This window comes from Roseateles asaccharophilus (assembly GCF_031458115.1).
Classification (GTDB): domain Bacteria; phylum Pseudomonadota; class Gammaproteobacteria; order Burkholderiales; family Burkholderiaceae_C; genus Pelomonas; species Pelomonas asaccharophilus_A.
Window position 1 is genome coordinate 250116 of sequence record NZ_JAVDXV010000007.1, and the last position, 22616, is coordinate 272731.

The 22616-nt window shown below is 69.8% G+C and carries 20 protein-coding genes; 13 read left to right on the forward strand and 7 right to left on the reverse strand.

From position 1 onward, the window contains the following. Positions 1–4: 4 nt before the first annotated feature. From J2X21_RS18275 to J2X21_RS18290, 4 genes are read left to right on the forward strand one after another with little or no spacing between them, the layout of a single operon-like run. The gene (locus tag J2X21_RS18275; protein ID WP_310330996.1) at positions 5–1393 is read left to right on the forward strand and encodes a YfcC family protein; all 1389 of its coding nucleotides are present in this window, start codon (positions 5–7) and stop codon (positions 1391–1393) included. 37 nt (positions 1394–1430) lie between these two features. Next, on the forward strand, positions 1431–2402 hold the full coding sequence (locus J2X21_RS18280; protein WP_310330997.1) for a GlxA family transcriptional regulator: 972 nt from the start codon (positions 1431–1433) through the stop codon (positions 2400–2402). Then, on the forward strand, positions 2399–3415 hold the full coding sequence (locus tag J2X21_RS18285; protein WP_310330998.1) for an arginine N-succinyltransferase: 1017 nt from the start codon (positions 2399–2401) through the stop codon (positions 3413–3415). The genes J2X21_RS18280 and J2X21_RS18285 overlap by 4 nt, the downstream gene beginning before the upstream one ends. Further along, positions 3412–4062, forward strand: a complete 651-nt coding sequence (locus tag J2X21_RS18290) for an arginine N-succinyltransferase (RefSeq protein WP_310330999.1) — start codon at positions 3412–3414, stop codon at positions 4060–4062. The genes J2X21_RS18285 and J2X21_RS18290 overlap by 4 nt, the downstream gene beginning before the upstream one ends. A gap of 9 nt (positions 4063–4071) precedes the next feature. Here J2X21_RS18290 and J2X21_RS18295 read toward each other — a convergent pair whose 3' ends face one another. From J2X21_RS18295 to J2X21_RS18325, 7 genes are all read right to left on the reverse strand, one after another. Next, positions 4072–5241: a DUF3370 family protein gene (locus tag J2X21_RS18295; RefSeq protein WP_310331000.1), complete on the reverse strand. Its 1170-nt coding sequence runs from the start codon at positions 5239–5241 to the stop codon at positions 4072–4074. 91 nt (positions 5242–5332) lie between these two features. Beyond that, the gene (locus J2X21_RS18300) at positions 5333–6289 is read right to left on the reverse strand and encodes an SGNH/GDSL hydrolase family protein (protein ID WP_310331002.1); all 957 of its coding nucleotides are present in this window, start codon (positions 6287–6289) and stop codon (positions 5333–5335) included. A gap of 83 nt (positions 6290–6372) precedes the next feature. Continuing rightward, complete coding sequence (locus tag J2X21_RS18305; RefSeq protein WP_310331004.1) at positions 6373–7641, reverse strand: DUF5009 domain-containing protein; 1269 nt, start codon at positions 7639–7641, stop codon at positions 6373–6375. Further along, on the reverse strand, positions 7638–8522 hold the full coding sequence (locus tag J2X21_RS18310; protein WP_310331006.1) for a carbohydrate kinase family protein: 885 nt from the start codon (positions 8520–8522) through the stop codon (positions 7638–7640). Before J2X21_RS18310 ends, J2X21_RS18305 begins: the two co-directional genes overlap by 4 nt. After that, on the reverse strand, positions 8519–9706 hold the full coding sequence (locus J2X21_RS18315; protein ID WP_404667371.1) for an AGE family epimerase/isomerase: 1188 nt from the start codon (positions 9704–9706) through the stop codon (positions 8519–8521). The genes J2X21_RS18310 and J2X21_RS18315 overlap by 4 nt, the downstream gene beginning before the upstream one ends. Next, entirely contained in the window at positions 9703–10383 is a 681-nt protein-coding gene (locus tag J2X21_RS18320) for an N-acetylmannosamine-6-phosphate 2-epimerase (protein ID WP_310331008.1), read from the reverse strand. The genes J2X21_RS18315 and J2X21_RS18320 overlap by 4 nt, the downstream gene beginning before the upstream one ends. Beyond that, a complete protein-coding gene (locus J2X21_RS18325) occupies positions 10380–11114 on the reverse strand; it encodes a GntR family transcriptional regulator (protein ID WP_310331009.1) in 735 nt (244 codons plus the stop codon). The genes J2X21_RS18320 and J2X21_RS18325 overlap by 4 nt, the downstream gene beginning before the upstream one ends. 151 nt (positions 11115–11265) lie before the next feature. On the opposite strand from J2X21_RS18325, the gene J2X21_RS18330 reads away from it, so the two are divergent. Genes J2X21_RS18330 through J2X21_RS18370 form a run of 9 tightly spaced genes read left to right on the forward strand, consistent with a single transcriptional unit; the run spans position 11266 to position 22354 of the window. Then, complete coding sequence (locus tag J2X21_RS18330; protein WP_310331011.1) at positions 11266–12507, forward strand: ABC transporter substrate-binding protein; 1242 nt, start codon at positions 11266–11268, stop codon at positions 12505–12507. Next, positions 12504–13355, forward strand: coding sequence for an ROK family protein (locus tag J2X21_RS18335; protein WP_310331012.1), 852 nt, complete (start codon positions 12504–12506; stop codon positions 13353–13355). Before J2X21_RS18330 ends, J2X21_RS18335 begins: the two co-directional genes overlap by 4 nt. After that, positions 13352–14212: a carbohydrate ABC transporter permease gene (locus J2X21_RS18340; RefSeq protein WP_310331014.1), complete on the forward strand. Its 861-nt coding sequence runs from the start codon at positions 13352–13354 to the stop codon at positions 14210–14212. Before J2X21_RS18335 ends, J2X21_RS18340 begins: the two co-directional genes overlap by 4 nt. Further along, positions 14209–15036, forward strand: a complete 828-nt coding sequence (locus J2X21_RS18345) for a carbohydrate ABC transporter permease (protein ID WP_310331016.1) — start codon at positions 14209–14211, stop codon at positions 15034–15036. The genes J2X21_RS18340 and J2X21_RS18345 overlap by 4 nt, the downstream gene beginning before the upstream one ends. 2 nt (positions 15037–15038) lie before the next feature. Beyond that, positions 15039–17528 carry a glycoside hydrolase family 38 N-terminal domain-containing protein gene (locus J2X21_RS18350; protein WP_310331017.1) on the forward strand — a complete coding sequence of 830 codons (2490 nt, stop codon included), beginning with the start codon at positions 15039–15041 and terminating at the stop codon, positions 17526–17528. Next, entirely contained in the window at positions 17525–18979 is a 1455-nt protein-coding gene (locus J2X21_RS18355) for a DUF4127 family protein (protein ID WP_310331019.1), read from the forward strand. Before J2X21_RS18350 ends, J2X21_RS18355 begins: the two co-directional genes overlap by 4 nt. Then, positions 18976–20454 (forward strand): FAD-dependent oxidoreductase, encoded by a 1479-nt coding sequence (locus J2X21_RS18360; protein WP_310331021.1) that lies wholly within the window; start codon positions 18976–18978, stop codon positions 20452–20454. The genes J2X21_RS18355 and J2X21_RS18360 overlap by 4 nt, the downstream gene beginning before the upstream one ends. Further along, positions 20451–21476 carry an ABC transporter ATP-binding protein gene (locus J2X21_RS18365; protein ID WP_310331023.1) on the forward strand — a complete coding sequence of 342 codons (1026 nt, stop codon included), beginning with the start codon at positions 20451–20453 and terminating at the stop codon, positions 21474–21476. The genes J2X21_RS18360 and J2X21_RS18365 overlap by 4 nt, the downstream gene beginning before the upstream one ends. Continuing rightward, complete coding sequence (locus J2X21_RS18370) at positions 21473–22354, forward strand: aldose 1-epimerase family protein (protein ID WP_310331025.1); 882 nt, start codon at positions 21473–21475, stop codon at positions 22352–22354. Before J2X21_RS18365 ends, J2X21_RS18370 begins: the two co-directional genes overlap by 4 nt. The last annotated feature ends 262 nt before the right edge of the window (positions 22355–22616 follow it).

Below are 22616 nucleotides of genomic sequence, written 5' to 3' on the forward strand. Positions count from 1 at the left end.
TGCGATGAAGCTGCGACTCCCCAACACCTATGTCCTGCTGTTTTCGCTGCTGGCGCTGATCGCGCTGGCCACCTGGATCGTGCCCGGCGGCCGCTTCGAGACCGCGATGGTCGGCGGCAAGTCGGTCGTCGTCGCCGGCAGCTACCACGTCGTCGATGCGCGGCCGCAAGGCCTCACGGCGCTGCTGACGGCGCCCATCAAGGGCTTCGTCGAGGCGGCGCTCATCATCGGCTTCGTGCTCATCGTCGGCGGCGCCTTCGCGGTGCTGCAGAAGACCGAGGCCATAGACGCGATGATCAAGGCCGTGGCCAAGGCGCACAGCCGCTCGGCGCTGGTGCGCGCGATGGTCATCCCGGTCTTCGTCACGCTGTTCGCGCTGGGCGGCGCCACCTTCGGCATGGCCGAGGAGGCCATTCCCTTCGTGCTGATCTTCATCCCGCTGGCCTTGGCGCTGCGGCTGGACACGCTGACCGGCGTGGCCATTCCCTTCGTCGGCTCGCAGGTGGGCTTCGCGACCGCCTTCCTGAACCCGTTCAACGTCGGCGTGGCGCAAGGCATTGCCGGCGTGCCGCTGTTCTCGGGCCTGGGCTACCGCGCGCTTTGCTGGGCCGTCGCCACCGGCCTCACCATCGCCTTCCTGCAGTGGTGGGCCGCGCGCATCCGCCGCGATCCGACGCTGAGCCCCACCTACGAGCTGGACCAGGAGCGGCGCAAGACGCTGGACCTCAGCGGCTTCGAGAACTTCGCCGGCATGAGCCGCCGCCACCGCGCGGTGCTGTGGCTGTTCGCGGCCACGCTGGTGGGCATGATCGTGGGCGTCGTCAAGTTCGGCTGGTACATCGAGGAGATCGCCGCGCTGTTCCTCGTCATGGCGGTGGCCGTGGGCGTCGTCGCGCGCTTCTCGGCGGACGAGTTCATGACCGCCTTCCTGCATGGCGCCAAGGACTTGATCGGCACCGCGCTGGTCATCGCGCTGGCCAAGGGCACCGTCATCCTGATGCGCGACGGCCAGATCATCGACACCATGCTGCACGCGCTGGCGCCGCTGGTGGCATCCAACAGCCCGGTGTTCGCCGCGCAGAAGATGTTCGCCATCCAGTCGGTCATCAACTTCTTCATTCACTCCGGCACCGGCCAGGCCGCGCTGACCATGCCGCTGATGGCGCCGCTGTCCGACCTCGTCGGCATCACGCGCCAGACCGCCGTGCTGGCCTTCCAGTTCGGCGAGCTGACGACGCCCATCATCCCGACCTCGGGCATCACCGTGGGCGTGCTGGCCCTGTCCGGCGTGCGCTTCACGACCTGGGTGCGCTGGATGCTGCCGCTGCAAGGCTTCTACCTGCTGATGGCGCTGGCACTGCTGGCACCGCCCGCGCTGATGGCCTGGCAATAACATCGCGCGGATGGAGGCGCCGTCGTCTGTTCACCGCGTGGGTCTGCTGCTGCTGCCGGGCTTCTCGACGCTCGCGCTGGGCGGCATGCTGGACGTGCTGGCCGCCGCCAACGCGCTGCAGGACGGCGCTGTCTACCGCGCCGACTGCCTGAGCCCGGCCGGCGGCGAGGTGGCCTCGGGCAGCGGCGCCCGCACGCTGACGAACAGCATGGGCGCCGGCACCGACTGGCTGGCGCTGTTCGTCATCGCTGCAGAGCCGGCCCAGCCCGACCTGGCGCTGCTGCACTGGCTGCGGCGCTGCGCCGAAGCGGGCACGGCGCTGGGCGGCATCGGCACCGGTGCCGCCTGGCTGGCCGCCGCCGGCCTGCTGGACGGCCAGCGTGCCTGCGCCGACTGGCCCTGGCTGGACGGCCTGGCCGAAGACCATCCCGGCGTCGCCTGGGCCAACGGCCTGTGGGACATCAACACCGCCGGCGACCGGTTGAGCAGCGCTGGCGGCCTGGCCAGCGTGGACCTGTGCTGCGCCTGGCTGGCACAGCGCCACGGCGAGCGCTTGGGCCAGGAGTTGATCCAGGCCTTGAGCCTGCGCGCGCTGCGCCCTCGCGATGAGCGCCAGCGCGCCGGCTACAGCGAGCGTCGCGGCGCGGGCAGCCCCAAGCTGGCCGAGGCGTTGACGCTGATGGAGGCCAATCTCGCCGAACCGCTGCCCACCGACGAGGTGGCCCGCCTCGTCGGCGTGTCGCGCCGCCAGCTGGAGCGCTTGTTCAAGCAGCACCTCGACACGCTGCCATCGCGCCACTACCTGGCCCTCAGGCTGGGCCGCGCGCAGCGGCTGTTGCAGCAAAGCTCACAGTCCATCCTGCAGATCGGCCTGTCGTGCGGCTTTGCGTCGGGGCCGCATTTCTCCAATGCCTACAAAACGCACTTCGGCCGCACGCCGCGCGACGAGCGCAGCCAGCGCGCGCAGGCCTGGCGCGGCGTGACCCATTCCCAGGGAGAACTCTCATGAACACCTTGCTGCTGCGCCCCGTGGCGGCGGCCGACCTGCCCGATCTCGTGCGCATGGCGGCCGCCAGCCACGACGGCATCAGCTCGCTGCCCAACGACGAGGCCAAGCTGCGCGCGCGCATCCAGGCCTCGCTGCAGTCGTTCGCCAGCCCCGACGATGCCAGCGGCGAGGAGACCTATCTCTTCGTGCTGGAAGACGGTGGGCGCATCGTCGGCTGCTCAGGCATCGCCGCCAGCGCGGGCTTCTTCGACCGCTTCTACAGCTACCGCAACGAGTTCGTCGTGCACGCCAGCGCGGCGCTGGGCCAGTCGCAACGCATGCACACGCTGCACCTGTGCCACGACCTCACGGGCACCACGCTGCTGACCTCCTTCTATCTCGACCCCGCCTACGAGCACGGGCCGGCCGCGCAGCTGCTGTCGCGCGCGCGTCTGCTGTTCATCCACGCGAATGCCGAGCGCTTTTCGGAGCGCATCGCCGCCGAAAGCCCGGGCGTGACCGACGCCGCAGGCCAGAGTCCGTTCTGGGACGCCGTGGGCCGACGCTTCTTCGGCATGGACTACCCCGAGGCCGAGGCCGCCATCGGTGGCCGCAGCCGCGCCTGCATCGCCGACCTGATGCCGCCCTCCCCGGTCTACGTGGCGCTGCTGCCTGAGGCCGCGCAATGGGCGCTGGGCCAGCTGCATCCGGTGGGCGAGCTGCCCTTCTCCATCCTGCAGGACGAGGGCTTCGACGCCGACAGCTATGTGGACATCTTCGACGGCGGCCCCACCGTGGAGGCACCGCTGGCCTCGCTGCGCAGCGTGCGCCATGCGCGCGAGCTGCAGGTGCAGGCCGGCGAAGGCCATGGCCCCCGGCACTGGCATCTGCTGGTGAGACCGTCGCGCGCCGGCTTCGCAGCCGTGCTGGCGGAGATCGGCAATGACCTGACCGAAGCCGATGCGCTGGCGCTGCGCGCGCGCGCCGGCGAACGCCTGCTCGCCACGCCGCTGGTTCCGGGAGGTTCCGCATGAGCGAACGCCTCGTCATCACGCCCGAAGCCGATGGGCAACGCCTGGCACTCGCCGACGGCTCGGCCACGCTGCGCCTCGTGCCACGCCTGGGCCTGGTGCTGCCGCGCTACCACTTCCACGTCGGGCGTGTCGTGCATGCCGCGCAAGAACTGGGGCTGTTCCGCGTGCAGACCACGCTGCTGCTCGGCAACGACCTGACCGGGCAGGCGGAGCTTTGCGACTTCCAGGTCTCGCCCGCGCTGGACGAGACGGCGCAGGCCGAAGCCTGGCGGCGCCTGGTTGGCGCTGCCATCGAACACGCCAGCCCCACGGCGCCGCAGCTGGTGGCCGAGCTGCCGGGCTGGCGCGACGCGGCCGGGCAGTCGCCGTTCTGGCAGGCGCTGGGCGCGCGCTTCTACCGCGGCGACCCGCAGCAGGCGCAGCAGCAGTTCGGCGACGCCTGGCGCAGCCATCTCGCCGCGCTGCTGCCGCGGCAGACCATCTACCTGTCCTTCCTCGGCACCGCGGCCGAAACCCGTCTCAGCCAGCCGGCTGACAGCGTGAGCGCCTTGGCACAGGCGCTAGCCGAGGCGGGCTTCGACGTGTCGGATCACGTGCGCATCGACGACGGCGGCCCGGTGCTGAGCCGCCGCCTGCCACGCCGCTGAGGGCGCGCGTCAGAGCACCTCGACCACCAGCTGCTGGTTGGCCGTGCCCAGCCCGGCGATGAAGGTGGTCAGCCGCACGTCGGTGCTGCCGCCGGCCGGCACGGTGTAGGTGCCCAGCACCTGGCGCGGCTGCGTGGGCGTGGTCCACAACGTGACGGCGGCGCCGTTCAGCGTCGCGGGGCTGTTGAAGGTGAAACTGGGCGAATCGCTGCCGGCCGTGAAACTGGACGCGAAGCTGACGCGCACGGTCTTCGCCGTGGCCTGGCCGTTGGCCAGGCGCAGCGTCACGTCGTACTTGTGGCCGTAGTTGCCGTAGCTGCGGCTGGTGGAGTCCGGCAGGCGGTAGATCTGCGGGCGCGTCTGCTCCTGCAGGTTGGCGTTGAACTTGGACGAGGTGTTGAACGAGAAGCCCGCATGCACATTGCCGCTGGCCGGCAGCGTGACAGTGGTGGTGCCGGCCACCAGGCTCTTGTCGAACACCCCGGCCTCGCGGCCATAGGCGTTGGTGGACTCGCTGTAGATGTCGCCCGTCGCCGGGCCACCCTGCGTCGCGTTGATCGCGTCCTGCGCGCTGCCGCTCAGCGTGACGACGCTGTAGAGATAGATGGGCTGGCTGCCGCACACCTCGAAGCGCCCGTCGGCCATGTTGTTGTTGGCCATGGACGCCTTCGCAATCTCGGTGCCCTGGAAGGCGCCCAGGCTGCGGCCGCTGAAGTTGGTGCCGAACGTGCCGTTCAGCCAGTCCTTCGCGACGAAGAAGCTCTGGCCCGTGCCCTTGCCCGTCAGCGGCTTCTGGGCATTGGTGTACATCGAGCCCTTGGCGTTGACCGTGATGGTCGCGTTGTTGGGGTTGCTGGCGATCAGGTGCAGGTAGGCACCGGCGCCGACCTTGTTGATGTGGAACAGGTAGGCGTTGTGGCAGCCGGACAGCGGGTAGGCGCGGCCGCCACGCGTCGCGTCGTTGCGGGCCACCTGCATCAGCCAGCCGGTGCCGCGGAAGATCTCCGGGTTGTTGCTTTTCCAGATCGGATAGCTGCCGTAGCCCAGCGACAGCGGCTGCAGCAGGTTGTCGGACACCTTCTGGTTGGTGGCCAGCAGGCCGGATTGCCAGGACTGGGCATGGGCAGCGGCCGCCAGCAGCGGCAGCAGAAACAGCGAGGCGCGTTGGATGACGTTCATGGTGCGGTTCACGAGAGATTGACGTTGATGACCGGATGCGACGTACAGCGGGCCTGCTCAGCCGGGCGGTGCACGTGCGCGGCTCATCGCGTCAGTCCAGTGCCCGCAGTGCCTGCACGACCCGGGCCGACATGTGGCGGTGGTCGTCCAGGTCCGGGTGGCCGCCGCAGCCGCGCGCGGTGATGGGGCCCCAGTCCAGCGTCGCGGTGCGGCGCCAGCCGGCGACGCGCTGCTCGTCGGCCAGCTGCCGCACCAGCGGGCGCAGCTTGTCGCCGTTGGACGGCAGCGCCGTGCTCAGCAGCAGCACGGGCACGTCGCCGGCGCGGCGGTGCACATCGGCCAGCAGCGCGCGGTAGGTCTGCAGCACATCGCGCATCAGCGTGGCCGCGTCGCGCGGCTCACCGTCGGCCACCGGCGTCGAGAAATCGTTGATGCCCAGGGCTATGACCACCGCCGTCGGCACCCAGGCCGCATCCGGTGCGCCGGGGCGGTCCTGCAGCAGCCGCGCGTAGTGCAGGCCGTGATGGCTGTCGCGCTGGTTGCCGGCCCAGTTGCGCACCAGACCCTGGCCCGACACCGCATGGATGCGTGCCTCGGCGCCCAGCGAACGTGCGGCACGCACCGCGTAGCTCTGTGTCACGTCGGTCAGCGCGGGGATGTCGGCCTCGGCGCAGGCACGCGTGGGCGACAGGTTGCCCATGGCGGCGGTGAAGGAGTCGCCGATGAACTCGATGCGCCGCGCGGCGGGTGCAGGCGGCGGCAGCACCCTGCCCTGCACCTCGAAGCCCAGCACCCGCGCGGCCTGGCGCGGTGACTCGGTGCGCTTGACGAGGCGCGCCTCGTGTCGGCCCGCAGGCAGGCCTCGCAGCCACACGGTGCGCTCTCCGGCGGTCGGTGCGATCTGCAGGCGCGGTTCGCCATCGACCTCCAGCACCCAGTGGTTGTGCGCGTCGTCCAGCGTCACGCCAATGGCGCGACCGTCGAAGCGCAGCGTCCAAGCCGTGCCGGGCCAGGTGGCCAGCCAGCCACCGCCGGGCGCGGGGGCCATGCGCCCCTGCGTCTGCACCAAGCGCTCGGGTACCGGTGCGGCATGAACACCCGCGGCAAGCATCAACAACCACAACGCACGCATCAAGCCCTCCAGATCCAGCCCCGGCGGTTGGCCGCCAGGGTCAAGCACATCACCGCACTGGTCAGCAGCGCGCCCTTCAGCAGCGCCTCGGGCACCGAACCGGTCAGCGCCTGCCACGCCGGCAGCAGCCCGCTCAGCTGCAGCAGCGGCAGCACGCACAAGCTGCCGGCCACATAGGCCAACATCGGGTTGCGGCCCAGCTCGGACACAACGCCCAGGCCGCGCAGTGGCTGCAAGGCCACCAGCAGCAGCACGCTCAACCCGGCCGTCAGCACCTGGTAGCTGAACGTGGATGGATCCTTGCGGATGCCGCCTTGCAGCGGCTCCATAAACAGCCCCAGCAGCACCAGCGCGACGGCCAGCGGCCAGGCGCGCGCCGCGAAGCCACCGGCGCGTGCGGCGCGCACGCCGCCCCAGGTCAGCAGTGCCGCGCTCAGCATGGCGTTCAGCGCCGTCTCGCGCGCCTGCAGCAACACGAGATTGAGCACGACAAGGGCGAAAGCGATCGAGGCCAGCCCGCGATCACGATGGACCGGCTCGCCGCGCGCCAGCCACTCGCCCACCGCCATGCCGGGCACGACGATCAGCAAATACTTCAGGAACAGGAAGCGCCACGCCCAGTCGGCCGGTGTGCTCCACAGCACGCGCGTCCATGCGTCGGGCGGCGCCAGCATTACGGCGACGACCACCGGCAGCGCCCACCAGCGCCACGCCTGGCGGCCGTCGCGCGTGGCCGCCCACAGCAGCGTGCCCGCGCCGGCCATGACGGCCAGCACGACGAGGATGATGTCGTGGCGCTTGGGCTCCAAGCCCACCCAGACCCACAGCGCCACGGCTGCGGTCCAGGCGCCGGCCTTCAGTGTCAGCGGCACGCGCCGCACCAGCAGCAGCCCCAGCAGCGCGAACGCCGCCAGCGACAGCCACGGGCTCACATGCGCCGGCTTCAACTGCTGCGTGAACAGCGCGAAGAACAGCAGCAGCGCGAAGCGCCGCACGGCCGTGCGCGCCGCTTCAGCCGGCGTGTGATGGCGCAACGCCAGCGGCAGCGCGGCGCCCAGCGCGAACAGGAACATCGGAAAGACCAGGTCCACCCAGGTCAGCCCGGGCAGCGTCGGCATGAACTTGTGCGCGGGCGGCGGCAGCTGCGCGTGGTACATCCACGCCGGCAGCGCGCCGCCGAAGCCGAGGCTGCCGCTGAACACCATGCCCAGCACGGCCAGGCCGCGCAGCGCGTCCAGGGAAGGATCACGCAGCGCCTGGTGGCTCATGCGAGCACGGCGTGCAGCTGAGCCCGCGTGGGCGCCACGGCGCCCGCGCCTTCGCAGGCCAGCGACGCGTTCGCCAGCGCGAACTGCAGCTGGCGCGCCGGTGGCTCACCCTGCATCAGCGCGGCCAGCAGGCCGGCGAGGCTGGCATCGCCAGCGCCCACGGTGTCGACCACGCGCACGGGCCGCGCCGCGGCGTGCAGTTCGACGCCGGGCGCGAACAGCGAGGCGCCGTCCGCACCGCGCGTGTAGAGCCAGGTGGCTTGCGGGTTCTGCGCGCGCAGCGCGGCCAAGGCGTCGGCGGGTGTCGCTTCAGGGAAGTAGCCACGCAAGTCCTCATCGCTGACCTTGATGACATCGGCCATCGCGATGAAGCGCTGCAGACGCGGCAGGTCCGCGGCGGTCATCAGCTTGCGGTGGTTGGGGTCGAAGCTGATGCGGACGCCTTGCGCCTTCAGATCGAGCGCCAGCGCTTCGAGGCGCCTGCCCAGCGGCTCGCGCACCAGGCTGATGCCGCCGAAGTGGCCCCATTGCAGGCCGGCGAGCGACGGCAGCTGAGCAGCGTCGAACTGCAAGTCGGCAGCACCCTCGCCGAGGAAGAAATAGTGCGGTGGATCCAGCCGGTCGACGATGGCCAGCAGTGGCGGCGCGTCAACGCGGCGGATGAAAGACTCGTCCAGCCCAGCCTCGCGCGCGGCCTTGTGCAATTGGTCGCCGAAGCGGTCGCGGCTCAGGCAGCCCGCCCAGGCGGACGGCACATCCAACGCGGCCACCGCGCGCGCGACGTTGAGGCCAGCGCCACCCGGCAGCCCGCGGAAGTCGTCGCCACCGCGCGTGACGAGATCGGTGAGCGCTTCACCGAAGCTGATGAACGCAGGGCTCATCCCCGCCCCGCCAACTTCAGGCCCAACAACACCTCATGGCAGGCACCCATCGTGTGGTAATCGGTCTTGCCGGCCGGGCTCTTCTCGTCGCTGAGCTTCTGGTTGTCGGGCGACAGGATGCGGAACCACGCACCGTGTTCGTGATCGACGAAATGCGCCCACGAGTAGGCCCACAGCTTGTCGTACGCGTCCGCGAAGCGCTTCTCGCCGGTGGCCAGCTGCAGCAGCGCCGCAGCCGCAAAGCTCTCGGCCTGCACCCAGAAATATTTGTCCGCATCGCAGACGCGGCCGTCGCGGTCAAAGCCGTAGACCAGGCCGCCATGCGTCGCATCCCAGCCCTTGGCCCAGGCCTCGTCGAACAGCTCGAAGGCGCGCGGCAGCAGCCAGGCCTCGGGCCGCACGCGGTGCAGCATGACCAGCAGCTTGGCCCATTCGGTCAGATGGCCCACCTGGTAGCTCCAGGGCCGGAACAGGTTGGCCGGGTCATCCCGGTTGTAGTCCCAGTCGGGCTGCCACTGCGTGTCGTAGTGTTCCCAGATGGAGCCGCCGCAGCGCGCGGCCTGGCGCACGCAGATGTTCTCCGCGACGAGCATCGCGCGATCCAGATAGCGTTCGTCGCCGGTCGCCTCGTGCGCGGCCAGCAGCGCCTCGCAGGAATGCATGTTGGCGTTCTGGCCTCGGTAGTTACTCAAGCGCCAGCCCGCATCGGCCTCGTCCGCATACAGGCCATGATCCGGCTCCCAAAAGCGCTGCTCCATCAACTCGCAGGTCTCGGCGATGCCCTCCCTCGCACCCGCCACGCCGGCCATCGCCGCATGGGCATGGGCCAGCAGCACGAAGGCCAGGCCGTAGCAATGATTGGTCGTGTCCAGCACCTCGCGCGTGTCGTGGTCCAGCAGCCAGGCATAGCCACCGTCGGGCTGCCGGTGCACGTCGCGCAGATAGGCCAGGCCGTGCGCGGCGCGGCGCCGGTCTTCGGCATCGCCGAACGCGCGGAACGCCATCGCGTGGTTGAACACGAAGCGCGCGCTGCTGACGAGGTGGCGCTGGCGGCGGTCATAGACCGTGCCGTTGTCCTTGAAGAAATGGAAGAAGCCGCCGCTGGCGTCCACCGCCACCGGTGCGTAGAAGGCCAGCGTGTGGCGCACATGGGCGCGCAGGAAATCCGGATCCCAGAAGTTCATGACTGAGTGCTTTGCGCCTGGGCGAACCATTGCGTGACGAGTTCGGTGCGCGTGATTGCTGTGCCCACGGTGACGGCCCAGGCGCCGCGCGCCAGCGCCTCGCGCACTTGCGCGGGCGTGTGGATGCGGCCCTCGGCCATGACGCGCGGATGCTCGGCGGCCAGTTGCTCCAGCAGCGCCCAGTCTGGGTCGGCAGGCACGGGTCCGCCGGTGTAGCCGCTCAGCGTCGTGCCGACGATGTCGAAGCCCAGGCGCGCGGCCTCGCGGCCTTCGGCCAGCGTGGCGCAGTCGGCCATGGCGAGAACACCGCTCGCACGGATCGCGTCCAGCAGCGCCTGCACGCTGGCGGGCCGCGCGCGGTCGGTGGCATCCACCGCGATGACATCGGCGCCCGCATCGGCCAGCGCCAGCACGTCGCTGCGCTCGGGTGTGATGCGCACGGGGCTGTCGGCCAGGTCGCGCTTGACGATGCCGATCAGCAGCGCCTGCGGCAGGCGGCGGCGCACATGGGCCAGCCGAGCCGCGCCTTCGATGCGCAGCGCTTGCGCGCCGCCCTTGAGCGCCGCCTCGGCAATGCGCGCGACCACCTCGTCATGGTCCAGCGGGCCGTCGTCCACCGGCTGGCAACTGACCACCAAGCCGCCCTTTAGGCGGCCATCCAGCTCCGTCAAGGTCACGCGTCATCCCCCGCCGCGCCCTGCGGCGCACGCATCACATTGACCTCGAAGCGGTAGCGGTCGGCGCGGTACAGCGTGCGCGCGAACTCGACGATCTCGCCGGTGTTGCTGAGCACCAGGCGCTCCACCAGCAGCGACGGCGAGAACGGCGGCACTTCCAGCATGTCAGCCTCTTCCTCGCTGAGCACGGTGGCCTGCACCTCCTGCACCGCGCTGCGGATGACCAGGCCGGAGCGCTGCAGCAGCTCGTACAGCGAGCCGGTGCGCAGCTGCTCGGCATTGACCTCGGGCGCACGCGCCTTGATCAGGTAGACCGTCTCCAGCGCCATGGGCTCGTCGTTGGCGAAGCGCAGGCGCTTCAGCTCCATCAGCGCGGCGCCAGGCGTGAGCTTGAGCTTCTGCGCCAGCTTGGCGTTGGCGCCCAGCTCCTTCACGCTCAGCACCTCGCTGCTGGGCATCAGGCCGCGCTCGCGCATGTCCTCGCTGAAGCTCATCAGCTGCAGTTGCTTGACGACCGGCTGGCCGCTGACGAAGGTGCCGGCGCCCTGGCGGCGGTCCAGCAGACCTTCGTGCTCCAGTTCGCTCAAGGCGCGGCGCAGCGTCTCGCGCGCCACGCCCAGGCGCTCGGACAGCTCGCGCTCAGGCGGCAGCCGGCCGCCGCTGTGTTGCTCCACCAGGGCCAGCAACTGTTCCTTCAGCTGCTGTCGTTTCAGGGCTCGATCGGAGGGCATGGTTGGCCTTCTATTGGTCTAAGTTCCAGGCGTTTATTCCTGGGCCACAACGGCGACCAATGTAACCTCTACATAGAAGATTGAAAAGAGACCATTTGTATACCATTTGCTTGCAACACTGCTTTGGTTCGGGTAAGGTGCCGGCCTCGACATGAAGCGACACCTCCTTGCTCTCACCGCGGCCAGCGTGCTGCTCGCCACCTCCGCTGCGTCAGCGCGCAGCCTGGAGTTCTGGACCATGCAGCTGTCGCCGCAGCTGGACGGCTACATGAACGCGCTGATCCAGCGCTACGAGGCCGCCCACCCCGGCGTGAAGGTGAAGTGGGTGGACCTGCCCTGGGCCGAGATGGAGCGCAAGGTGCTGACCGCCATCGCGGCCGGCCAGGCACCCGATGTCGTCAACCTGAACCCGCAGTTCGCCGCCAAGCTGGCCGAGTTCGGTGCGCTGGCAGAGCCTGAGCAGCACCTGAGCGCTGCCCAGGTGGCCAGCTACCTGCCCGCCGCCTGGGCCGGCAACTGCATGGACGGCAAGACCTTTGCGCTGCCCTGGTATGTGACGGTCAACCTGACGCTGTACCGCCGCGGCCTGCTGCAGGACGCCGGCATCTCCGCGCCGCCGCGCTCGCATGCCGAGTTGCTGACCGTGGCGCCCAAGCTGGCCACGCACGGGCGCCATGCCTACTTCCCGGCGCTGGACGGCTCGCACCCGCTGGAAACGCTGGTGGCCATGGGCACGCCGCTGCTGGATGCGCGCGGCTGTGCCGGCTTCGCCAACGACCAGGGCGCCGCTGCCTTCGGCTTCTACCGCGACCTGTACCAGCGCAAATGGGTGCCGCGCAACGTCGTGACCGAAGGCCACCGCAAGGCCGTGGAGTTGTTCGTGGCCGGCGAGGTGGCCATGATCTCCACCGGCATGCAGTTCCTGAACTTCATCAAGACCAGCAATGCCGACCTGTACACCGACATCGACATCGCGCCACCGCTGGCCCGCCCGGGCACGCCACCCAATCTCGCCGTGATGAACCTGGCCGTGCCCGCCGCGTCGAAGCAGAAGCAGGCCGCGTTCGACTTCGCCGCGTTCGTCAGCAATGCCGACAACCAACTGGCGTTCGCGAAGGCCGTGCCGGTGCTGCCCAGCAGTCGTGCGAGCTATGGCGACGCCTTCCTGTCCACCACACCCGCCAGCGGCGACCTGACCGACCGCGCCCGCGCGCTGTCCGCGCAGCTCGCGCAGCAAGGTCAGGTGCTGGTACCGCCCATGCGCGCCTACAGCAAGCTGCGCAACAGCTACGCCATCCAGCTGCAGGCGCAGATGCTGGGCAAGCAGGCGCCCGCCGCCGCGCTGCAGACGGTGACCACGCAATGGAACCGTCTGCTGGGGTGCAAGCCATGAGCGAATATGTGCTGGCTGCCGACCTGGGCGGCACCAAGATCCTGGCCGCGCTGGTCAACGAGCGCGGCGAAACCCGCCACGTACTGGAGGCCCCGACGCCCGCCAAGGCCGGTGCCGCTGCCGTCGTGAAGGCGCTGCGCGAGCTGCTGCAGGACGCAGCCGACGGCCACCAGCCGCGCGCCATCGGCCTGTCGCTGGCCGGCGTCATCGACGCGCAGACCGCCTGCGTACTGGACGCCACCGACGCGCTGCCCGGCTGGAAAGGCACGGACCTGCGCGCCGAGCTGGCCCACTTCGGCCTGCCCGTCACCGCCCGCAACGATGTGCACGCCGCACTGCTGGGCGAAGCCTGGCTGGGCGGCTTGCGCGGCTGCCGCCACGGCGCGTTGCTGACGCTGGGCACCGGCCTGGGCGCGGCCTTCCTGGCCGATGGCCAGCTGCACACCGGCCACAACCAACTGGCCGGCCACCTGGGTCGCACCGAGTGGCTGCACCAGGGTCGGCGCGTGCCGCTGGAGTCGCTGCTATCCGGCACCGGCCTGGCCAACCTGCACGGCAGCGCCGCGGACGGCCGCGACGTCATCGCCCGCCTGGGGCTGGACGCCACCGCCGACAGCGCGCTGCGCACCTGGGTCAACCTGCTGGCGCTGCAGCTGCACAACCTGCACTGGGCCTTCGACCCCGGCCGTGTGCTGCTGGGCGGCGGCATGATCGATGCGCGCGAACACTGGTGGCCGCTGCTGGAGCGCGTGACGGCCGACCTGCCGCTGGACATCCGCCCTGCTGAACTGGGATCGCGCGCCGGGCTCTTGGGCGCAGCTCACCTTGCCTGGGAGGCCGTCGCGTGAAAGAGAAACCCTGGATCACGCTGCTGTTCCTGCTGCCCGCCTGCAGCCTGCTGGGCGGCTTTGTGCTGTACCCGGCCGCGCAGGCGCTGTGGCTGAGCTTCACCGACTACAACATGATCACGCCCACGCGCTTTGTCGGCGTGGACAACTACGCACGGCTGGCCTCCGATCCCTTCTTCTGGGCCGCGCTGCGCAACAGCCTGCTCTACCTCGTGGTCGTCGTGCCGCTGCTGGTGGTGCTGCCCATCGTGGTGGCCGTGGGCGTGAACGCCGCGCTGCCGGGCATACGCCTGTTCCGCGCCCTCTTCTACTTGCCCGTCGTCACGTCGCTCGTCATCTCCAGCCTGATCTGGAAGTGGGTCTACGAGGAGAAGGGACTGCTCAACCACGCGCTGTTGTCGCTGGGCATCGTCGATGCGCCCGTGGCCTTCCTGACCGACCCCAGCCTCGCGCTGTTCGCCGTCATGGCCGTCACGCTGTGGAGCGGCATGGGCTACTACATGGTCATCTACCTGGCCGGCCTGCAAGGCATCCCGCGCTCGCTGTACGAAGTGGCGGCGCTGGAGGGCGTCAGCGCCTGGCAGCAGTTCTGGCACATCACCGTGCCGCTGCTGCGGCCCAGCATGGCCATCGTGGCCGTCATGTCGTCCATCGCGGCGATGAAGGTCTTCGAGGAGATCTACGTGATGACGCAAGGCGGGCCCATGGCCGCGTCCAAGACGCTGGTCTATTTCATCTACGAGACCGCCTTCGTCGAGTTCGAGATGGGCCAGGCCGCTGCGGCCGGCATGGCGCTGTTCGCCATCACGCTGGCGCTGTCCCTGCTGCAGTTGCGCCTGCTGCGCAAGAAGACATGAACAAGAAGATCCTGCGCTACCTGCCGCGCTATCTCGCGCTCATCGCCTGGGCCGTCGTCACCATCGGCCCCTTCCTGTGGCTGCTGTCCACGTCGCTGAAGGGCCCGGGAGAGAACCTGTTCGCCCAGCCGCCGCAGCTGCTGCCCGCCGAGCCCACGCTGGAGAACTTCCGCCGCGTGCTGCAAAGCCAGCCCATGTTCAGCTACCTGTTCAACAGCCTGCAGGTGGCGCTGCTGGCCGTGGCCTGCAACCTGTGCTTTGCATCGCTGGCCGGCTATGCGCTGGCCCGCATCGAGTTCCGCGCCAAGCCGCTGGTGTTCGCGGCGCTGCTGGCCAGCATGATGCTGCCCTTCCAGCTGCTGATGATCCCGGTCTACCAGTTGGCGCTGTCGCTCGGCCTGCGCAACACGCTGGTGGGCCTGGTGCTGCCGCATGCCTGCACGGCGTTCGGCATCTTCCTGATGCGCCAGGCGTTTGACGCCATCCCGCGCGCGCTGGAAGAGGCGGCGGTGATGGAAGGCGTGGGGCGTTTCCGCATCTGGGCCTTTGTGTGCCTGCCGCTGGTGCGGCCGCAACTGGCCACGCTGGCCGTGTTCACCTTCATCGCGGCCTGGGGCGATTTCCTGTGGCCGCTGATCCTGAACGACGACCCGGCGCGCTTCACGCTGCCGCTGGGCGTGAACCGCCTCGCCGGACTGTTCTCGCTGGATTGGCGCCTCGTCGCCGCCGGCGCGGTGTTCAGCCTCATTCCCGTGCTGATCGTGTTCGCGTTCAGCCAGAAGTTCTTCATCGAAGGCGCATTGAAAGGCGCAGTGAAGCAATGACCTTGCCCAAGCCCTACCAAGTCAGCGTCGTTGTCCAGACGCACTGGGACCGCGAGTGGTACTACCCGCAGCAGACCTTCGCATCGCGCCTGCTGGCCGTCATGGAACGCGTCTGCGACCAACTCGACGACGGCCGGCTGCAGCACTTCCTGTTCGACGGCCAGGTCTGCGCGCTGGAAGACCTGCTGCTGGAAGCCGAGCCCGACCTCGCCGAACGCGTTCAGGCCCATGCCCGTGCCGGCCGCATCGCTTTAGGCCCCTGGTATGTGATGGCCGACGAGTTCCTCGTGTCCGGCGAGTCGCTGTGGCGCAACCTGGAGATTGGCCTGGCCACGGCAGCGCAGTTCGGCGAGCCGCAGCGCATCGGCTACCTGCCCGACAGCTTCGGCCACATCGCGCAGATGCCGCAGCTGCTGCGCCACCACGGCATAGGCTCCAGCGTCACCTGGCGCGGCATCGGACTGCGCCATGCCGAGTTCCGCTGGGTGGCGCCCGACGGCAGCGTGGTCGACGCCGTATACCTGACCCAGGGCTACTACCAACACCCGCTGAACGTGACCGACTGGCAAGGCGCGCTGACCAGGTACCTGGAGGCCATCGCACCGCGCAGCCTGACCGGCGCGCTGCTGCTGACCCAGGGCGGCGACCACCTTGCGCCCGTAGCCCAGCTCGCCGGCCGCATCACGCAGTTCAACGCCGCGCAGGACCGCTACGAGCTGGTGCAGCACAGCCTGCAGCAACACCTGGACGCGCTGGCCGCACACGACGTGGAGCGCCCCTCGCTGCAAGGTGAGCTGCGCGACAACACGCAGAGCTTCGTGCTGCCCGACGTGCTGTCCACACGCCGCTATCTGAAAGACCTGCACCAGCGCGCCGAGGACCGGCTGCTGGGCGAAACCGAGCCGCTGTGGGCCTGGCTGGCCGGCGTGCAGCCGCCCGAGCACGCGCTGCTGCAGAGCTGGAAGGCGCTGATCCAGCAGCAGGCGCACGACTCCATCTGCGGCTGCAGCGCCGACGAGGTACATGACGAGATGGAGACGCGTCTGGTGTCGCTGGACCAGCGCCTGGCCGCGCTGCGGGCCCGTGCGCTGCACGCCGCCGGCCTGCAAAGCCCGCTGCAGCATGGCGGCGATGGCGTCTCCGTATTTGCCGACGACGCGACCTTCACGCTGTTCAACCCGCTGCCGCTGGCCACCGAGGGCTGGCAGGCCGTGGAGCTGCTGCTGCAAGGCCTGCAGCCCGCCGCGGTGCGCCTGCTGGACGCGAACGGCACACCGCTGCCGCTGCACTGGCTGGCTTGCGAGCCCGCGCGCTCGCTGCGCTCGCCGCTGGACGACTTCCCCGATCCCGTCGTGGGTCACCGGCTGCAGTTGCGCGTCGCGCTGCCGCTGCAAGGCCTGCAAGCCGTCGCGCTGCGGTTGGAGGCCTGCGATCCGGCCGCCGCCGGCGCGGCGACGCTGGCCGCCGACACCACCAAGGCCATAGCAGGACTCCACCTCGACGAGGACGGCGATCTGCACTGGCAAGGCCGGCTGCAGTTACTGCTGCACACCGAACTCGACGCCGGCGACAGCTATAACTTCTCGCCCTCCGCGCAGCCGGCGCGGCAATGGCATTCACGCTTCCGCGCAATCAGCCAGCGCCGCAGCGGCCCCTTCACGCAGCTGAAGCTGGGCTATGCGTTCGAGCAGCCGCAGAGCCTGGATGAACATCGCCGCGGCCCCAGCCAGACCAACGTCACGACCTCGGGCGAGCTGACGCTGTGGCTCACCGAAGGCTCGCCCTGGGTCGATGCGCAGCTCACCCATCACAGTGCCGCGCAAGACCAGCGCACCCGCCTGGTGTTCGCCGCCGGCGAGATGCTGACCGAATCTGCCGGCGACACGGCCTTCCACTGGACCCGTCGCCCGGTCGTGAAGGCCACCTACCCCGCGGAACCTACGCCGCAGCGCGAGACACCAGTGGTTGTGAACCCCAGCCTGTCCGCCGTCCAGGCCGGCAGCATCGCCGTCGTCCACCGCGGTCTGCAGGAGTTCGAGATCGTCGACGGCCCGCACGGCAGCGACGCGTTGGCGCTGACGCTGCAGCGTGCCGTCGGCTGGCTGTCGCGTCGCGACATGGTGTCGCGCGGTGCCGGTGCAGGCCCCGACCTGCCCACGCCCGGCGCGCAGCGCGGCTTTGACGGCGCCACGTCGTTCGCTTTCGCTCTTGATACCGCCGCGCCCGATGCGCTGCTGCAGCGCGCGCTTCGCCTGCGCCGCCCGCTGCTGGTGCTGCCCGGCCACCAACCCGCCGCCTGGCGCGAACCGCTGGTGTTGCCCAGCGACCGCCTCGTGCCCAGCAGCCTGCGCCGCGTTGACACCGAGCTGGAGCTGCGCGTCTGGAACCCACTGAACCAAGCCCTGCCCGGCCTGCTGCCCGGCTGGACCCGCATCGGCGCCGACGGCGACGTGCAGCCGCACCAGATCGCTACGTACCGGAGGCCAGCATGAAGACCGTCATCGGCCTGCCCGTCGACGGCCGCCCGGTCGTGCGCGCCCAGGTGCAGCAGCTGGTGGCGCTGGCCGAAGCCTTCCAGCTGCGCTGCCCGGAGATCGCCGAGCTGGGCGACTTCCGCATTCCCGCCGACCGCGAGCATCTGGCGCAATGGCTGGTCCAGCAGCGCGAGCATGCCGCCGGCTGGGTGCTGAGCCTGGACATGCTGGTCTATGGCGGTCTCATCCCCAGCCGCTTCATTGACGACGACGAGGCCGGTCTGCGCGAACGTCTGTCGCTGCTGCGCAAACTGAAGCGCCCCGGCGTGCCGCTGACGGCCTTCGCCGCGACCATGCGCATCTCCAACAACTGCGTGGCCGAGGAAGAGAAGCCCTACTGGAACCCGTATGGCGCCGATCTTTGGGCATGGAGCTTCCACACCGATCGCCACGCGCTGACCGGCGACGGCGACAGCCTCACCCGTGCCGAAGCCGCCGCGATGCGCGTACCCCCGCACATCCGCGACGACTACCGCGCCACGCGCACCCGCAACTTCGCGATCAACCTGGCGGCGTTGGACTTCGTCGAGCAAGGCGTCATTGACCGCCTGGTGCTGCCGCAGGACGACACGGCCGAGTACGGCTTCAACATCGCCGAGCGCCGCGCGCTGCAGGCCGAGGTCGCACGCCGCGGGCTGACCGACCGCGTGCTGATCTACCCCGGCGCCGACGAGGTCATGCACACGCTGTCGGCCTGGGTCGTGGGCAAGTTGCGCGGTGACGCGCCGTTGCGCATCAACGTGCTGCCGACCGATGCCGCACATTGGGAACGCCTGGTGCCGCTGTATGAAGACCGGCCGCTGCCGCTGTCGCTGGCGGCGCAGCTGCAGGCCGTGGGCGCTGTGCAGGCGGGTGACGACGCCGAGCTGCTGCTGCTCGTGCACAGCCAGGGCCATTCGCAGGGCGACTGGGCCATGCGCAAGCTGCTGCCGCAGCGCGTGGGTGTGGATGCCGACGCCTGGACTGCCGTCACTTCGGCGCCCGCCGTGGCCGTGGCCGACGACGCGCATGCCAATGGCGGCGATCCTGCCTTCGTCGCCGAGCTGGCGGCTCACCTGCCTCTCACGTCGCTGGCCGGCTATGCAGGCTGGAACACCTCCAGCAACCGCATCGGCTCGCTGCTGGCCCAATTGGTGCTGGCGCACGGCCGCTGGACGGCGATCGACAACCAGGCCGTCGTCGCGCTGCGTCTGGCCGAAGACCTGCAATGGCAGGCCCGGCTGCGCCAGAGGCTGCGCGACCGCATCGACGAGCCCGCTCTACCTTCTGCAGAACTGGAGCAGCAAGCGCAGGCACTGGTGCTGGACGAGGCCAACATCTGGCTGGCGACCATGGGCTTCACACAGCGCATCCGCCGCGCGTGGTTGCCGTGGCGGCGCACGTTCGAGATTGGCCTGGAGGTCGCATGACCAAGGTCCAACTCCTCATCGTCGGCGACTCGCTGGGCGGCGTGCTGGCCGCGCACACGGCGCATGCGCTGGGTCTCGATGTGCTGCTCATCACGCAGAACGACTGGGTCGGCGGCCAGCTCACCAGCCAGGCGGTGCCGCCGGACGAGCACAAGCTGATCGAGAGCACTGGCTGCACACGCCGCTACCGCGCGTTCCGCGATGCGATGCACGCCCACTACCGCGCGCAGCCGGGCTTCCTGGACGCCGGCACGATGACCGAGGGCTGCAACCCCGGCGACGGCTGGGTGTCCCGCTTGTGCCTCGAACCCGCCGTGGCGCACGCCCACCTGCTGACACTGCTGGCCGATGTGCCGCAACGCCGCGGCTGGCCCACCGCCGTGACGCGCGAGGGCCGACGCATCACTGCGGTCGACATCGGCGGTGAGTTCATCGCCGCCGACCTCGTCATCGACGCGACCGAGACCGGCGAACTGCTGAAGCTGGCAGGGCTGCCCTACCGTCTGGGCAAGGAATCCCAGGCCGAGTTCAACGAACCGCTGGCGCCGCCGCAGGCGGACCCGCTGGACCAGCAGCCCGTGACCTGGGTGCTGGCGCTGCGCCGCGAGGCAAGCCCCGGCCCCATCACGCCCAAGCCCACCGACTACGACTTCTGGCGACAGCACGTCGTGCCGCACTACGGATTCAAACAGTTCAGCGACTGCATGCCCGGCAGCCGCATCGGCGAGGTCGCGCGCCTGCCGCTGTTTGCGGACGGCGCGACGCTGGACTGGTGGCGGTACCGCCGCATCGTCGCCGCCCACCAATGGGAACAGGCACCGCAGGACGTGTCCCTCGTCAACTGGGCACAGAACGACTACGCGCTGCAGCCGCTGCTGGACGGGCCGCTGAGCGAGCGCGAGATCGGCGACGCCGCGCGCGAGCTGAGCCTGTGCCTGCTGCACTGGTTGCAGCTAGAGGCCGGCCACCCAGAGCTGCAGCCGGCGCCGGACGCTACCGGCACGGCCGACGGCTTGGCGCAGGCCATATACGTGCGCGAGTCGCGCCGCTTGGTCGGGCTGGACACGCTGACGCAGAACGACCTCAGCACCGGCAACCTGGAGCCGATGACGCACCCGCAAAGCGTCGGTGTCGCCTGGTACAACCTGGACATCCACCCCACCGTGAAGAGCGGCATGGGGCTGAACGCCAAGGGCCGGCCCTATGTGCTGCCGCTGGGCATCTTCCTCAGCGCCGACATCGACAACCTGCTGCCGGCCTGCAAGAACCTCTCCGTCACCCATCTCGCCAACGCCAGCGCGCGCGTGCATCCCACCGAATGGCTGATCGGCGAGGTTGCGGCTCACATCGCCGCGACGTTGCTGCGGCACGACCTGACCCCGCAGGCGCTGCACGCCGACGCGGCCACCGTCGCGGCGCTCCAGCAGCGGCTGCGCGACGACGGCATCCCGACCGATTGGGACCTTCAACCATGACCACGCCCACCCTGCAACTTCGCGGTCTGCGCAAGCAGTTCGGCAACACCACCATCCTGCACGGCATCGACCTGACGCTGAACGAGGGCGAGTTCCTTGTCTTCGTCGGCCCGTCGGGCTGTGGCAAGAGCACGCTGCTGCGCCTCATCGCCGGGCTGGAGAGCGCCAGCGGCGGCCAGTTTCTCATCGACGGCAAGGACTGCACGCAGGCGCCCCCCAGCGAGCGCGGCCTGGCCATGGTGTTCCAGAGCTATGCGCTGTACCCGCACATGACGGTGGAACAGAACCTGACGTTCGGCATGCGCATGCGCGGCGTGCCCAAGGCCGACATCGCGCGCAAGCTGGACCGCGCCGTCACCGTGCTGAAGCTGCAGCCCTATCTGCAGCGCCGCCCCGGCGAGCTGAGCGGCGGCCAGTGCCAGCGCGTGGCCATAGGCCGGGCGCTGGTGCAGCAGCCGCGCGTGTTCCTGTTCGACGAGCCGCTCTCCAACCTCGACGCCGAGCTGCGCTTGCACATGCGCGTGGAGCTGGCCGCGCTGCACCGCGAGCTGGGCAGCAGCATGATCTACGTGACGCACGATCAGGTGGAGGCCATGACGCTGGCCGACCGCATCGTCGTGCTGCGCGACGGCCGCGTGGAGCAGGCCGGCCCACCGCTACAGCTGTACCGCGAGCCGGCCAACGCGTTTGTCGCCGGCTTCATCGGCTCGCCGGCCATCAACCTGTTCGACGCCGCCGCCCTGCCCGCGCTGGCGCCCACCGGTGCGGCACGCCTGGGCGTGCGACCCGAGCACTGGCGCTGCGTCGATGCCAGCACGCCAGGCGCCGTCGGCGCGAAGGCCGTGCATGTGGAGCGCCTGGGCGCCATCAGCTACCTGTACGCACAGACCGAGCACCTGGGCCGCGTCTGCGTGCAACTGGACGGCGGCCGCGCTGCCGAAGCCGGCGACACGCTGGCGCTGCAGCCGCACCCCGACTGGATCTACGCGTTCGACGCGCAGGGTGCGCGCCTCGCCGCATGAACGTCGAGCTGCGCCACGGTGCGATGAGTGCCCGCGTGGCGCTACACGGCGCGGAGCTGCAGTCGTTGCGTGTGGGCGACGAGGAGCTGATGTGGCAGCCCAGGCCCGACGTCTGGAACCAGACGTCGCCCTGGCTGTTCCCTTTTGTCGGCCGGCTGCGTGGCGGCGGCTTCGAACACGCTGGGCGCTGGTACGAGATGCCCATTCACGGCTTTGCCGCCGCCAATGACTTTGAGCTGCTGGATGCGCGTGAGGACGCCGTGCGCCTGCAGCTCCGAGCCAACGATTCCACCCGCGCGATCTATCCCTTCGAGTTCCGCCTCAAGGTCGGCTATCAGTTGAATGCCGACGGTCTCGCGATCTCGCTGGCCGTTCACAACGACGGCGACGAGACCCTGCCCTTCGGCCTCGGAGGCCACCCCGGCTTCGCCTTGCCTGGCGAACTGAGCGACTGGTCGCTGCACTTCGACCAACTTGAGACCGACTCGGCTTGGCGCCTGCAGCCAGAGCCGCTGCCGTTAGGCCTGCGCGCGCCGTCACCTGAACCGCTGGCCTGGGATGCGCCGGGTGAGCTGCGGCTGCACGCGGCGCTGTTCGACCGCGACGCCCTCATCCTCGACCCAGTGCGCTCCACGTCGGTCGCGCTCATCCACCGCCACCACGGCGAGCGCCTGCGGGTCCACCTCGGCGGCGCCCGGCAGCTGGGTTTGTGGGCAAGGGCTGGCGCGCCCTACGTGTGCATCGAGCCTTGGTGGGGACGAGATGATGACGAACTGGCGCCAACGAGGCTACGGGAAAAGGCTCAGCTGCTACGCCTGTTCTGCGGCGACATCTATCGCGCGGCTTGGCGCGTTGATTGCGGTGGCCTGATGGGCTGATGCGGCCCAAGTCCGGAGCTTGCGGCCTTGACGGTTGCCTAGGTCAGCAACAGGCTGGTCTGAGTCATTCGCGGGGCAGTGGTTAAAGGACAGCGCCCACGCAGACCGGTCATTGCAGGCCGCTGGCTCTTACAGGCTGCTTCACCCCTGGAACCGATCGCTCGACGCGGCTCGAGTACCGGTGCGGGCCCGAACGACTGCTCTCGCCCGTTGCGACAGGCGCATCTCGCCCCGCTGAGGCCGCCGGCCCGCGCGTCGGGGG